This is a genomic window from Enterococcus sp. (assembly GCF_032555305.1).
Lineage (GTDB): Bacteria > Bacillota > Bacilli > Lactobacillales > Enterococcaceae > Enterococcus_A.
Window position 1 is genome coordinate 83972 of sequence record NZ_JAWGOQ010000005.1, and the last position, 12940, is coordinate 96911.

17 protein-coding genes are annotated in these 12940 nt (G+C 43.4%); 16 read left to right on the forward strand and 1 reads right to left on the reverse strand.

The genetic code is table 11. The features are described from left to right. Positions 1 to 2 precede the first annotated feature (2 nt). The 12 genes from fsa (at position 3) to E6139_RS05750 (ending at position 8553) form a co-directional block, all read left to right on the forward strand. Complete coding sequence (fsa, locus tag E6139_RS05695) at positions 3 to 647, forward strand: fructose-6-phosphate aldolase (protein ID WP_316402080.1); 645 nt, start codon at positions 3 to 5, stop codon at positions 645 to 647. Between the two features lie 188 nt (positions 648 to 835). Next, on the forward strand, positions 836 to 1609 hold the full coding sequence (locus tag E6139_RS05700; RefSeq protein WP_316402081.1) for a triose-phosphate isomerase family protein: 774 nt from the start codon (positions 836 to 838) through the stop codon (positions 1607 to 1609). A gap of 2 nt (positions 1610 to 1611) precedes the next feature. After that, entirely contained in the window at positions 1612 to 1995 is a 384-nt protein-coding gene (gene dhaM, locus E6139_RS05705) for a dihydroxyacetone kinase phosphoryl donor subunit DhaM (protein ID WP_316402082.1), read from the forward strand. Positions 1996 to 2031: 36 nt separating this feature from the next. Continuing rightward, a complete protein-coding gene (locus E6139_RS05710; RefSeq protein WP_316402083.1) occupies positions 2032 to 2454 on the forward strand; it encodes a Lin0368 family putative glycerol transporter subunit in 423 nt (140 codons plus the stop codon). Between the two features lie 28 nt (positions 2455 to 2482). Beyond that, positions 2483 to 2821: a Lin0368 family putative glycerol transporter subunit gene (locus E6139_RS05715; protein ID WP_316402084.1), complete on the forward strand. Its 339-nt coding sequence runs from the start codon at positions 2483 to 2485 to the stop codon at positions 2819 to 2821. A gap of 41 nt (positions 2822 to 2862) precedes the next feature. After that, the gene (locus E6139_RS05720; RefSeq protein WP_316402085.1) at positions 2863 to 3855 is read left to right on the forward strand and encodes a dihydroxyacetone kinase subunit DhaK; all 993 of its coding nucleotides are present in this window, start codon (positions 2863 to 2865) and stop codon (positions 3853 to 3855) included. A gap of 102 nt (positions 3856 to 3957) precedes the next feature. Next, complete coding sequence (gene dhaL, locus E6139_RS05725; protein ID WP_316402086.1) at positions 3958 to 4602, forward strand: dihydroxyacetone kinase subunit DhaL; 645 nt, start codon at positions 3958 to 3960, stop codon at positions 4600 to 4602. 18 nt (positions 4603 to 4620) lie between these two features. After that, positions 4621 to 5433 (forward strand): transketolase, encoded by an 813-nt coding sequence (locus E6139_RS05730; protein ID WP_316402087.1) that lies wholly within the window; start codon positions 4621 to 4623, stop codon positions 5431 to 5433. Position 5434: 1 nt separating this feature from the next. Beyond that, complete coding sequence (locus E6139_RS05735) at positions 5435 to 6358, forward strand: transketolase family protein (protein ID WP_316402088.1); 924 nt, start codon at positions 5435 to 5437, stop codon at positions 6356 to 6358. Between the two features lie 171 nt (positions 6359 to 6529). After that, positions 6530 to 7306: a DeoR/GlpR family DNA-binding transcription regulator gene (locus tag E6139_RS05740; RefSeq protein WP_316402089.1), complete on the forward strand. Its 777-nt coding sequence runs from the start codon at positions 6530 to 6532 to the stop codon at positions 7304 to 7306. A gap of 155 nt (positions 7307 to 7461) precedes the next feature. Next, positions 7462 to 7740: a PTS galactitol transporter subunit IIB gene (gene gatB / locus E6139_RS05745; RefSeq protein WP_316402090.1), complete on the forward strand. Its 279-nt coding sequence runs from the start codon at positions 7462 to 7464 to the stop codon at positions 7738 to 7740. 48 nt (positions 7741 to 7788) lie between these two features. After that, positions 7789 to 8553 carry a DeoR/GlpR family DNA-binding transcription regulator gene (locus E6139_RS05750; RefSeq protein WP_316402091.1) on the forward strand — a complete coding sequence of 255 codons (765 nt, stop codon included), beginning with the start codon at positions 7789 to 7791 and terminating at the stop codon, positions 8551 to 8553. Positions 8554 to 8590: 37 nt separating this feature from the next. Here E6139_RS05750 and E6139_RS05755 read toward each other — a convergent pair whose 3' ends face one another. Then, positions 8591 to 9526, reverse strand: a complete 936-nt coding sequence (locus tag E6139_RS05755) for a 1-phosphofructokinase family hexose kinase (protein WP_316402092.1) — start codon at positions 9524 to 9526, stop codon at positions 8591 to 8593. A gap of 244 nt (positions 9527 to 9770) precedes the next feature. On the opposite strand from E6139_RS05755, the gene E6139_RS05760 reads away from it, so the two are divergent. The 4 genes from E6139_RS05760 to E6139_RS05775 are packed head-to-tail and all read left to right on the forward strand — an operon-like array spanning position 9771 to position 12940. Further along, positions 9771 to 10223 (forward strand): PTS sugar transporter subunit IIA, encoded by a 453-nt coding sequence (locus E6139_RS05760; protein WP_316402093.1) that lies wholly within the window; start codon positions 9771 to 9773, stop codon positions 10221 to 10223. 15 nt (positions 10224 to 10238) lie between these two features. Next, a complete protein-coding gene (gene gatB / locus E6139_RS05765; protein WP_316402094.1) occupies positions 10239 to 10517 on the forward strand; it encodes a PTS galactitol transporter subunit IIB in 279 nt (92 codons plus the stop codon). Positions 10518 to 10536: 19 nt separating this feature from the next. Beyond that, positions 10537 to 11919 carry a PTS galactitol transporter subunit IIC gene (locus E6139_RS05770; protein WP_316402095.1) on the forward strand — a complete coding sequence of 461 codons (1383 nt, stop codon included), beginning with the start codon at positions 10537 to 10539 and terminating at the stop codon, positions 11917 to 11919. After that, positions 11897 to 12940, forward strand: coding sequence for a galactitol-1-phosphate 5-dehydrogenase (locus E6139_RS05775; protein ID WP_316402096.1), 1044 nt, complete (start codon positions 11897 to 11899; stop codon positions 12938 to 12940). Before E6139_RS05770 ends, E6139_RS05775 begins: the two co-directional genes overlap by 23 nt.

A 12940-nucleotide genomic window follows, 5' to 3' on the forward strand; every position in this document is an offset into this window, starting at 1 on the left:
TAATGAAATTCTTTTTAGACACAGCAAATGTTGAGGAAATTAAACGAATCAATGAATTAGGATTGGTAGACGGTGTCACAACAAACCCGACGATCATTTCAAAAGAAGGTCGCGATTTTAAAGAAGTCATCACTGAAATTTGCGGCTTGATCGAAGGACCAGTCAGTGCCGAAGTTATTGCGCTTGATACAGAAAACATGGTGAAGGAAGCACGTGACATCGCGACTTGGGCAGACAATGTAGTGGTAAAAATTCCCATGACAGAAGACGGGTTGCGGGCAGTCAACATCCTATCTAAAGAAGGCATCAAGACAAATGTGACCTTAGTTTTCACAGTCGCACAAGGATTGATGGCCGCCAAAGCCGGCGCAACCTTCGTTAGTCCATTCGTTGGACGTCTAGATGATATCGCGACTGACAGCTTGGCGCTTATCAGTAATCTGAAAAAAGTCTTAACACAATATGGCTATCAAACAGAGATCATTGCCGCTAGTATCCGTAGCTTAAAACACGTAGAAGATGTCGCAGAATTAGGATCAGATATCGCGACGATCCCAGGCACACTGTTCCCTAAACTATGGTCGCATCCATTAACTGATGCCGGCATTCAAGCTTTCTTGAAGGATTGGGAAGCATTTAAAAAATAAAATGTAGAAAAGTTTTTGAAAGGATGTCAGTTCCACTTTTCGCAGTTAGATCATCGTAAGGGATCAATCTACAAAACATAACTCTTATAAAAGAGAAAAGACCTAGTGGAATGATATACGGCTTGAAAATCGACCTAATTTTACGTCAGGAAAATTAATACATTAATATGAAAAAGGAGGTACTTATCATGCGTAAACCAATTGTTGGTATCAGCTTAAAGCTATACCAAAACCAGATCGACAACGCTCGGGATTTTGCTCATGCGATCGTCGAAGAGGTTGGGGACGAGAAAAAAATCGAGCAATTCATGTGTCCAGGAATGGGTGTACTTTATCCAGTAGCGATGATTTTGAAGGATTCAGAAATCGGGTTAGGTTCGCAAAACATCGCTCCAGCAGCAAACGGCGCCTATACAGGCGAATTTTCCATTGAGTCGCTCAAGGAAATGAAGGGCAGCTATGCGGAGATCGGACATATTGAACGGAGGACGTACTTTAATGAAACCGATGACATGATCAATCAAAAAGTTCGTTTGGCATTGGATTATGATGTGACACCAGTCCTTTGTATCGGCGAAGTCACGAAGACGGATAACTATCAAGAAATCAAAGATCTAATGAAGAAACAGTTATTCTTAGACTTATTCCAAATCGAAGGCAAACAAGCGGAAAAAATCATCTTGGCCTATGAACCAGCTTGGGCCGTAGGAAAAACCTGTGCAGCCAGCGCGGTGCATGTACAGCAGGTTCATGGATTGATCCGCGAATGTATCAAAGAGTTGTACGATATTCAAACGGCAGAAAACATTCGCATCATTTACGGCGGCTCTGTTTCACAAGAAAACGTCAAGCTGATCGTTTCCGATGAAAATGTTGATGGTGTGTTTGTGGGACGCTTTGGGCACAATCCTAAAAATTACGCGACAATCGTTGAAACAGTTAAGAAAGTGAAGGGGGAGTAAACATGTTTGGGATTATTCTCGTTTCCCACAGTCAAAAAATCACTGATGGGACGAAGGAAATGATCGAGGAAATGACAGGAACCAGCGATGCGGTGCGGATCATCTCCGCTGGTGGAACTGGTGATGGCAGGTTAGGGACGAATTCGGTCATGATTATGGAAGCAATCGAAGACAATGCGGACTGTGACCACATTCTAATTTTCTGTGATATTGGAAGCGCTATACTCAGCTCGGAAACAGCGATTGATTTGATCGAGGATGAAGCGCTGCAGGCGAAAACGGAGATCATGGACTGTCCATTGGTTGAGGGAGCTTTTGCGGCGGCCGTTCAAGCAACCGTTTGTCAGGAGAAGGAAACAATCATTCAAGAGTTGGCACAGCTGTAAAGCTTTGTTGAATAAAAAAAAAGAGGAGCGAAAAAAATGAAATTTCTGAGAAGTATGGTAGGGTACATGATTGCTGGCACCATTGTAATGTCTGTCTGGAATGAATTGGGCAGTTTTGGCATCTTCGGCGGTTACTTGGCAGCTGGAATTATTATTGGACCTATGTGGTTTATGAATCATTATCTCAATTTGACCGGTAACGAAGATGACGCGGCATTCGTAGACATGGGGCTTGCGATCGGTGTCTGCGGAATTGCTCGTGACACATTCATGCAAGGCGGTGCTGTTCTCACTGATGCGTTACCAACGATCGCACTAGTTATCGTGGGTGCGGTGATCGGCGGGATCGTTGCGGCAGCATTTGAAAAGAGCGTGGCGAAAGAAGAACAGCGGGATGAAAAAGCGCCAGAACCAGGCATGACAGAAAAAGAATTAGATCGTTTAGTTGGCGAAGAGTAGCATCATAAAAGGAACGGAGGAAAAACAAATGACTTTGGGCTTAGGACTTGCAACAATATGCGGCGGATTTTTATTCCCCTTTGTAATCCGTATGGCATGGGGAAAAATGGTGGATCACTGGGGACCGATCGGCGGATGGATGGCAGCACTCTTTATTGTTGGAACGGTTTGGTGTATTAATCACGGCATTTCAACACCGATGATCGCGCAAACAGGCGCGTGGGTCGATCAAGGGTTGGCAGCCGGTGTTGGAGTGTGGGTCGCTTCCGCATTAGTTGGCGGGAACGTGAAAAAATCATTACCAAAAATCGCCGCAGCCATTACGGGTGGATTATTAGGCGGATTGTTATTGTCTTTATTCTTATAAAAAAGTATCAAAAAAATATATTTTACAAGGAGAATGGGAATATGAAACGGTTAATCAATGATGGCTATGAAGTTGTAGAGGAAATGCTGGAAGGCTATGCAGCAGCGAATAAGCAATATGTGACACTAGATCCAGAAAATCGTGTGGTTGTCAGCAAATTAATGAGTGAAGAACCACGTGTGCGAGTAATCGTTGGTGGCGGATCAGGGCATGAACCAATGTTCTTAGGCTATGTTGGGAAAGATTTCGCTGATGCGGCGGTTGTTGGCAACGTTAATACGTCGCCTGCGCCAGATGCTTGTTACGAAGCAGTGAAAGCGGTTGATAGCGGCAAAGGCTGTCTGTATCTTTATGGAAATTATGCTGGCGATGTGATGAACTTCGATATGGGCGCGGAAATGGCGCTTGAAGAAGATGGCATTCGCGTAGAAACAGTGACGACAACAGACGATGTTTATTCCGCAAAAGACAAGAAAGATCGTCGTGGTGTCGCAGGTGATTTGCCAGTCTTCAAGGTAGCGGGCAGTGCAGCTGCAAAAGGCTACGATTTGGATAAAGTCAAAGCAGTAACGGAAAAAGCTAACGACAACACGTACTCATTAGGCGTGGCATTATCTTCTTCAACCTTGCCAGTTACCGGCGAAGTGATCTTCCAAATGGATGAAGGTGACATGGAGATTGGTATGGGGATTCATGGCGAGCCCGGCATTGAACGTCGTAAAGTTGAAAAAGCAGATGTCATTATTGATGAGATCATGAAGATCATCCTTGAAGATTCCAAGATTGGTGAAGGCGATGAAGTTTACGTGTTAGTCAACGGCTTAGGCGCGTTGCCGGTGATGGATCAATATGTCTGCTATCGTCGTGTGGATCAAATCTTAAATGAAAAAGGAATCAAGATTCATCGGACAGATGTCGGCAACTTCGCGACTTCGATGGATATGGCTGGCATGTCCGTTACACTGGTGAAATTGGACGACGAGATCAAAGAACTGCTTGATGCCCCTTGTGATACACCGTATTATAAATTGTAAGAAAAGGTTTTCATTTCGTGTCTCTGATTCGTTCAAATGGTCGTTAGTTAGTAGAAATGAAGCTTTTTTCCAAAGTGAAAAATAAAATAATGAGGTGTAAACATGGGTGAAATGGTATTAGATAAACAATTCTTTGCCGATAGTTTGGCAAAAATGGCAGAGCTTACGGAAGAAAATCGTGACTACTGGACCAAACTGGACTCAGATATTGGCGATGGAGATCACGGAATCAATTTAAGCATTGGCTTTCGCGCGGTGAATGCCAACCTGCAAGATAATTTAGAAAAAGCGGCTGACGTGACAGCTTTGCTGAAAAAATCAGGCATGCTGCTGTTGAGTAAAGTCGGTGGGGCTTCAGGACCATTGTATGGCAGCTTCTTTATCAAAATGGGCAAGGACGATGCTGGCAAAGAAGCGGTTTCCTTCCCAGAATTTGCGGGTATGTTAAAAAACGGTGTGGCAGCTGTTCAGCAGCGAGGCAAAGCGGAAATAGGTGACAAAACCATGATCGATGCATTGCAGCCGGGGATCGAGTATTTAGAGGCGCATAAAAATGACGACGATCCTGTGGCGGTGATGGAAGAAACCGTATCGATCATGAAACAAGGAGCAGAGTCAACGATTCCATTGATTGCGAAAAAAGGCCGGGCGATGCGTTTAGGTGAACGCGCGGTTGGACACAAGGACCCTGGTTCGGAATCTTCATGGATGTTGATGAATGTCTTCCTTGAGGAAATGAAAAAATAGATTGAATGGAAGATGAACATGACAAATTTAGCAGAAAAAGCCGTAGAATTGCGTGAGTGGATCATCCGCGCGCTGGCTTCCGCGGGATCAGGACATCCTGGAGGTTCTCTTTCGGCAATCGATATTTTAACGGTACTATACTATCAGGAAATGGATATTACTCTGGAAAACTATGATCAAAAGGATCGCGATCACTTTATCCTATCGAAGGGTCATGCGGCACCGGCTTTATATACCGCTCTAGCAGATAAGGGCTTCTTTCCCAAAGAAGAGCTGCTTGACTTACGGAAATTCGGTTGTCATCTGCAAGGACATCCAGATCGGATCAAAACGCGCGGTGTTGATACTTCAAGCGGCTCGTTAGGACAAGGGTTGTCGATTGCAAATGGCTTAGCCTTGGCAAAACGACTGGATGGTATCCAAAAGAACGTGTATATTTTGCTTGGCGATGGCGAATTACAGGAAGGCCAAGTCTGGGAAGCGGCGATGACTGCGGCACATTACAAATTGAATAATGTGATTGCATTTGTTGATAATAACGGGTTGCAAATCGACGGCACAAATGATGAAGTAATGGGCGTGCAGAACATTGGCAAGAAGTTCGCTGCCTTTAATTGGAACGTGTTGACTGCAGATGGACATGATTTTGCGTCATTAACAGCCGCGATCGGAAAAGCGAAAACATACGAAGAAGGCCCAACTGTCATTGTATGCCAAACGAACAAAGGCAAAGGGGTTAGCTTTATGGAAGACCAAGTCGGTTGGCATGGGAAAGCACCTTCCCAAGAAGAAGCCGAAAAAGCATTGGCAGAGCTGAAGGAGGCGTTTTAAAGTGAAAAAGGCAACAAGACAAGCTTACGGCGAAACGCTGGTAAAATTCAAAGAACATCAAGACTTAGTTGTGCTGGATGCGGATCTATCGGCTGCTACGAAAACCGATGTGTTTGCCAAAGCCTTACCAGAAAAATTCTTCAATATAGGCATCGCGGAAGCGGATATGATTGGCACGGCGGCGGGCTTAGCTTTGGGTGGAAAGCGGCCATTTGCCAGCAGCTTTGCAATCTTCGCAGCCGGCAGAGCTTACGAGCAGATCCGTAATGCCGTGGCCTATCAGAAATTGAATGTCACGATCGCGGCGACTCACGCAGGAATTACCGTTGGTGAAGATGGCGGATCACACCAAGCAATCGAAGACATCGCATTGATGCGGGCGATTCCGGGAATGACGATTATCAATCCTGTGGATGATCTAGAGACTGAAGCGGCGATTGAGACGATTTTGGAACATGAAGGCCCGGTTTATCTGCGCTTAGGACGCTTAGCCGTTGAACGAGTTCATGAGACGAAACAACCATTTACCATCGGAAAAGCGGAAACCCTAGTATCAGGAAACGATGGGACGATCATCGCCACCGGCTTGATGGTGCAGGAAGCATTGGATGCGGCAAAGCAATTGGCTGAACAAGATATCCATGTTCGGGTATTGAATTTTTCGACGATTAAGCCACTGGATGAAGCATTGGTACTTCAAGCGGCTAACGAGACACCTTGGATCATCACCGCTGAAGAACACAGCGTAGTCGGCGGACTAGGAAGTGCCGTTTCCGAATTCTTATCTGAAAATCAACCAACAAGAGTGGTAAAAATCGGAGTCCAAGACCAATTCGGTCAATCAGGAAATCCAGAATTACTGAAAGAACACTATGGCTTGACAGCGAAGAATATCGTTGAAAAAGCTGTTGCGTTAACAAAATAAGAATCACTAAACAGCGCCTGCGAGAATTCTTGCGGGCGCTGTTTTACTTTGCAAAGTAAAAATCCGTTTATGATTTTGCCTTTGTTTGCTATTTTTCGTTATTCTCCAAAAAATAAAGAATTATATGGTATGATAATACAAGAAGACAGAATAGCGGACAAGGAGAGCAAAATGAATTCAGAAGAACGTCGTGAGTTTATCATCAAAGAATTGGAAGAAAATCATGCGGTGAAAATATTGGATCTGAGCAAACGCCTAAAGGTAACCAGAGAGACGATCAGAAAAGATTTGTATCTCCTTGAGAAAAAAGGCTTGATCAAAAAAATCCATGGCGGCGCTGTTTTAGAAACAGCCAATAAAGAAACTGATTATGAAAAGCGCAAAAATGAATTTCATGCTGAAAAGACGGCGATCGCCAAAAGAGCAGCTTCTTATATCGAAGAAGGAGATACCATCTATCTCGATTATGGAACGACCACTTTAGAGCTAGCAAAAGAAATCTTGAAGATGAAAAACGTGACCGTGGTTACCAATACAATTCCTATCGTGAATCTTTTGTTAGCGAATGAGTCGGTTGACCTGATCATTCCTGGCGGGATCGTTCGCAACAACGAATCTTCATTATATGGACCCTTTGCATCAAATAATATCAAGGATATTTTTGTCACGATCGGGTTTTATGGCTGCAGCGGTATTGACGCCGCCAGAGGGATAACTTCTCATCATACTGGAGAGAACTTAGTCTCAAAAGAGATGATCGAGCACAGTCAGACAACGATCGTTTTGGCAGATCATAGCAAATTCGGCACGGTTGCCTTGAATAAAACCGCGACTTTTGATCAAATCGATATCGTTATCACCGATAGTCCAAGAAATAAAGAAGAATCTCAACAATATACACAGCAGGGTGTTGAACTGGTTTATAGCCTAAACGAACCTGAAGAATAAAAACAGCAATAGTAAGCAGTGGACAAAAATGTTCACTGCTTATTATTTTGCTTTAAATTTTGCTAAACTAATAAATGCAAAATAAAATATTGCAAAAAGCAAAAAATGTGTTATCCTTATGTTGGCGATTACAACAAAAGGAAGAAGGAATGAAGATGAAAAAAGTGATTGTAGCCTGTGGTGGAGCTGTAGCAACATCAACAGTAGCGGCGAACAAAATTCGTGAGTTGGCAAAAAGAGAAGGGATTCCAGTGGAAGTCAGTCAATGCAGAGTAAACGAGTTGGATTCTAAGAAAGATGGGATTGATTTGATCGTAACGACTGCCAAAGTTAGAAAGGATTACGGTGTACCAGTAATTCATGGAGTGGCCTTTGTCTCAGGCATCAATATTGCAGCTACGGAACAGAATATTTTAAACGTGTTGAAACAGTAAAAAGGACAGTTGCACTGTCCTTTTTGAATAGTGTGAAGGGAGGAAGTAATGAATCCAACAGAAAGAAAGGACTATATTTTAACTACTTTGGACACGAAGCATTCTGTCAGGATCAACGAGCTCAGCAAAGAATTGAAGGTAACGAGAGAAACGATTCGAAGAGATCTCTATACCCTCGAAGATGAGGGGCGGATCAAGAAAGTACATGGCGGCGCGGTTTTGGAAAGTCCTTCAGGCGAGACTGATTATGAAAAAAGAAAGATCGAAAAGCGGCTTGAAAAAGAGCGGATTGCCAAAACGGCAGTCAGCTATATCGAGGAAGGCGACAGTATTTATTTGGATTATGGCACGACCACGTTGGCTTTGGCACAGGAAATCGCCGAGTTGAAAAACATCACGGTCGTCACGAACACCATCCCGATCATCAATACGCTGATAAAAAATAAAGCGATCGACATTTTGATTCCCGGTGGTGTGCTGAGAAAGAACGAGTCCTCATTGTTCGGTCAGTTTGCCTTGAATAATATTTGCGATATCTTCATCACGATCGGTTTTTTCGGCTGCAGCGGGATCGACAATAAAGCGGCAATCACTAGCCATCACATGGGTGAAGTCCTGATTTCAAAGCAGATGATTCAGCAAAGCCAAACGACGATCCTGCTAGCGGATCAAAGCAAATTTGGCAATATTGCCTTCAATCGAACGGCTAATTTTGAGGACATTGACATTGTTGTGACTGATCAGCTGCCTAATGACAGCTATGAACTTGATTATCTGAATGAGCATGGGGTCGAATTGATCGCGTCAAGCTGAAAAAGAACTAGTGCCTATCACGACACTAGTTCTTTTTTTAGTATTTAGTTACTTTTAGTGAATCGAAAATCTCCGTTATTTGCGGATGATTCAATTCTGGATACCAGCTCAACACATTCGCGGTCGAGTAGCTGATCGCCTTTTTCAGTGTAAATTCAGGACTCTGACCGGTTGCCAGATTTTTAACGAGCCCACCCAAGAAGAAGTCTCCGCAGGCAATCGGATTCTTCGCTGCCACTTTTTTTGCTTTGACTGCTAAAATCTGGTCATTAATCTTGGCAATGATGCCATTTTCGCCAAGCGTAATAATGAATACTGGAATATTCGCTGTAGCTTCAGAGGCTAGGAGCGCCGCATAGGAATCAATCGTCGTCAGATCTGCTCCAGGAAAAATATCCAAAATCTCCTCATCGTTAATCTTAATGGCATAAGGTTGTGCTTGATACGCTTCACGTAAAGCATCTCCGCTGGTATCCACAAAAATCTTTACCTTCTGCACACGAAACTCATCAATAAATGCCGCAATGTAGTTTGCCGGCATGCCCTTCATCAATGAACCGCTGAATACAATGTAGTCTCCCTCATGGATCGATTCTTTTATCGTATCGGTGTATTCCTTCAATAACTCATCATTCAACTGAAAACTATTTTCGTAGATCGGGTAGGTGATGTGATTCTTAGTATCCATGATGATATTGCAAACTCGTGTATTGCGATCGATTTTGGTAAATTTCACGGGCACCTTATTTTGAATTGCCAACTCACCGAGATACTCACCATTTCGTCCACCAGCAATCGTATGAACACAAAACTCAACAGCAGGGTCTTCAAATCCAATAGCATAAGCGACATTAAATCCTTTGCCTCCAGGAAATTCTTTCACTTCATAAGGGCGGTTTGGCAAGCTTTTGACAAATCCATCAACCATTAAGGTCCTGTCGATCGCAGGGTTTGGACAAACTAAATGAATCATACATACATCTCCTCTTCTTTTTTTCCATAATAGCACCTTTGCCAAACTATAACAATGCATTTTGTTTGCTTTTTAATTGCAAATTGCAAATAAAGCAAAATTTAGTATTGCAAAAGCAAAATAATGTGCTATTATGATGTTAACGGTTACAGATAAATGCAAACGATATCACGGTATATTAGTTTGCAAATCCTGAATCAAATTGTACTTATCTAGAATTTGACTAGAAAATAGGAGGAAGAAAATGATTTCGCAGGATTTTATGTACTGTCAGTACACAGTTGATGACCAAGAAGCCTTATTTGATCAATTGTCAGATGCGCTAATGCAAAAAGGGATCGTCAATGAAGGCTTTGCCCAAGCGTTAAAGGATCGTGAACAAGAGTTTCCGACAGGTCTCCCAGTAAAACACGGTGTCGCAATTCCCCATACGGATGGAAGTTTAGTTCAATCAGATCAGTTGATTTTCGCCACTTTAACAAACCCGGTTGTTTTCAATGAGATGGGCGGCGAGGACGAAGATACGATTGATGTTTCGGTCATTGTCATGTTGGCAGTTAAGGATGGACCGAAGCATTTAGAGGTTTTACAGAAGTTGATCGAATCAATCCAGAAAGAAGGCTTTGTGGAAAGCTTGGTAAATGCTAAGGAATCTAGTGAGATGCTGGAAATCGTCAATCAATATTTATACCTATAAAGGAGGAAATTTAAAATGAAAAAAGTGATCGTAGCGTGTGGCGGAGCAGTGGCAACATCAACAGTGGCAGCCAACAAAATCAGAGAGTTAGCAAAAAGAGAAGGCATTCCATGTGAAGTGACACAGTGCCGGGTGAACGAATTGGAGTCAAAGAAAGACGGCGTTGATTTGATTGTTACCACAGCCAGAGTCAAAAAAGATTATGGCGTTCCAGTCATTCATGGGGTGGCCTTCGTATCAGGCGTCAATATTCAAGCAACAGAAGAAAAAATCTTAGTGGTTCTAAAAAAATAAAGGATAGGGGTTCATAAAAATGGGAGTTATTCAATACATTGTTGATCTAGGTGCAAGCGTAATGCTGCCAATCGTCATTTTCATTTTAGGCTTATTACTGAGACAGGGCATTGGAAAGTCCTTGCGCTCAGGGATCACCATCGGGATTGGTTTTGTTGGAATTAGTTTAGTAATTAGTTTGTTGACGGAGAACTTGGGAGCAGCGGCAGAAGCGATGGCGGAAAACTTCAATCTTGGTTTGAATGTCGTTGACCTTGGTTGGTCAGGAACTTCACCAATGGCTTGGGCATCTGATTTAGGCCTAGTAGCGATCCCCGTTGCTATTGCGGTGAATATCGTAATGCTTCTATTAAAAATGACACGAGTGGTTAACGTCGATATTTGGAATATTTGGCATATGGCCTTTACAGGGGCAATCGTGCAAACAGCAACTGGCAATTTTTATTTAGGTATTTTAGGCGTTGTGATTCACGCAGTTATTGCTTATAAGCTTGGCGATATGTTTGGCGATGTCACTGATGAGTATTTCGGATTGGAAGGAATCTCGATTCCTCACGGCTCATCTGCATATATGGGGATTTTCGCGAAACCGATCGATGATCTCATTGAGATGATTCCAGGTGTCAATAAAATCAACATTACGTCAGAAAAAATCGAGCAACGTTTAGGTGTGTTAGGTCAGCCGACGATCGTCGGAGCGATTCTTGGTTTTGCGATCGGAATGCTGGCGCGTTATACAGTCGGCGACTCGCTTCAATTAGCGATTCAAATGGCGGCCGTAATGGTCTTGATGCCAATGGTGGTTAAGCTGATTATGGAAGGCTTGATTCCAATCTCAGAAGCGGCCCGCGAATTGTTGGACAAGCACTTCAAAGGCAGCGAATTGAAGATTGGTCTGGATCCAGCCTTACTATTGGGAGATTCACAAGTAATCGCCGCAAGTTTAGTCTTCGTACCATTAACCATTTTAATCGCAGTTATCGTTCCTGGAAATCAAGTCTTGCCATTTGGTGATTTAGCAACGATCGGTTTCTTTATAGCGATGGCGGTCGCGGTGCATAAAGGGAACTTATTCAGAACATTGATTTCTGGCTCAGTCATCATGTTTATCACAATCTGGATCTCGAATCAAATGATCAATCTGCAAACACTGTTAGGTCAAAATGTTGGCTTGGTTGGTGCCGGCGAACGAGTTTCTTCTTTAGACCAAGCAGGTAGTCCAATCACTTACTTGTTGGCAAAAGGAATTACGTTTGAAATGGGTGCAGGCTTCTTCATCATCCTAGCATTGTATATTGGAGCATTTGCCTACACATTTATTAAATACAAGAAAAGAACGTTGTACGTAGAAACAGAAGAATTTGAAGGGACTGAAACTGGTGAAAGCATTAGTAGTAACTGATAAGCATAAAATGGCTTTACAAGATATTCCAAAGCCAGAAATCAAACCCGGAAAAGTTCTGATAAAGGTAGCTTATTGCGGCATTTGCGGGTCGGATCTTCCGCGCTATTTTGAAGGTGGGGTCCATGCCTTTCCGCAGGTTTTAGGGCACGAGTTTTCGGGAACGGTGGAAGCGATTGGTGAAGGTGTAAGTAACATCGAAACGGGAGAAAAGGTGGCAGTGGCTCCTTTAGTTCCATGTGGAAGCTGTGAAAATTGTCAAAAAGGGGAGCCGGCAATGTGTACCCAATATAGTTTCATTGGTTCTCGTGAACAAGGGGCGATGGCTGAGTACGTTGTCGTTCCTGAAAAGAACTGTGTGAAGGTTCCGACCGCTCTTTCTTTAAAGGAAGCCGCTTTGCTGGAACCTTTGACAGTAGCGATCCACGGCATCGAGCGCGTTCGCGTTCCTGCCGGGGCTGAGGTATTGGTGCTAGGAGCAGGTACGATCGGTCTTTTGACTGTCTTAGCTTTACGAGCAATCGGTGTTGGCAAGGTAACGGTTGTTGATTTAAATGAGAAGAAATTAGAGGTCGCAAAAGCAATCGGTGCAGATGAAACAGTTAATCCGCTAACTATAAAGCTGGAGGATCACTATAAAAAAAATCCACTGCCTGAAGTCGCGATCGAAACAGCCGGCAGTTCGATTACCCAGAAGCAAGCAGTCGAATTTGTCGCTAAGCGCGGGAAGGTCGTCTATGTCGGAACGAGTACCAGAGATGTCGTCTTTGATCCAGAAACATTTGAAAAAATCTTACGTGGCGAGCTAGAAGTAACTGGTTCGTGGATGTCTTATTCGGCACCTTTCCCAGGCTATGAATGGGAAACCGGCCTGCGCTACATGTCCACGGGTGAGATCAATGTGAAGCCGTTGATTACTGAGACTTTCAAGTTAGAAGATGTCGCCGTTCCTTTCGATAAAATGATCGAAAAGAATTCAGCCGCAGTGAAACTTTTATATGCCATTAATGAGGAGAAATAG

Bases quoted from the DNA above. Each gene is read 5' to 3' on its own strand.
- E6139_RS05740 (WP_316402089.1), top strand. From the start codon at position 6,530: ATGAATTCAGAAGAACGTCGTGAGTTTATCATCAAAGAATTGGAAGAA.
- fsa (WP_316402080.1), top strand. From the start codon at position 3: ATGAAATTCTTTTTAGACACAGCAAATGTTGAGGAAATTAAACGAATC.
- E6139_RS05770 (WP_316402095.1), top strand. From the start codon at position 10,537: ATGGGAGTTATTCAATACATTGTTGATCTAGGTGCAAGCGTAATGCTG.
- gatB (WP_316402094.1), top strand. From the start codon at position 10,239: ATGAAAAAAGTGATCGTAGCGTGTGGCGGAGCAGTGGCAACATCAACA.
- E6139_RS05700 (WP_316402081.1), top strand. From the start codon at position 836: ATGCGTAAACCAATTGTTGGTATCAGCTTAAAGCTATACCAAAACCAG.
- gatB (WP_316402090.1), top strand. From the start codon at position 7,462: ATGAAAAAAGTGATTGTAGCCTGTGGTGGAGCTGTAGCAACATCAACA.
- E6139_RS05750 (WP_316402091.1), top strand. From the start codon at position 7,789: ATGAATCCAACAGAAAGAAAGGACTATATTTTAACTACTTTGGACACG.
- dhaM (WP_316402082.1), top strand. From the start codon at position 1,612: ATGTTTGGGATTATTCTCGTTTCCCACAGTCAAAAAATCACTGATGGG.
- E6139_RS05760 (WP_316402093.1), top strand. From the start codon at position 9,771: ATGATTTCGCAGGATTTTATGTACTGTCAGTACACAGTTGATGACCAA.
- E6139_RS05715 (WP_316402084.1), top strand. From the start codon at position 2,483: ATGACTTTGGGCTTAGGACTTGCAACAATATGCGGCGGATTTTTATTC.
- E6139_RS05755 (WP_316402092.1), bottom strand. From the start codon at position 9,526: ATGATTCATTTAGTTTGTCCAAACCCTGCGATCGACAGGACCTTAATG.
- E6139_RS05730 (WP_316402087.1), top strand. From the start codon at position 4,621: ATGACAAATTTAGCAGAAAAAGCCGTAGAATTGCGTGAGTGGATCATC.
- dhaL (WP_316402086.1), top strand. From the start codon at position 3,958: ATGGGTGAAATGGTATTAGATAAACAATTCTTTGCCGATAGTTTGGCA.
- E6139_RS05720 (WP_316402085.1), top strand. From the start codon at position 2,863: ATGAAACGGTTAATCAATGATGGCTATGAAGTTGTAGAGGAAATGCTG.
- E6139_RS05710 (WP_316402083.1), top strand. From the start codon at position 2,032: ATGAAATTTCTGAGAAGTATGGTAGGGTACATGATTGCTGGCACCATT.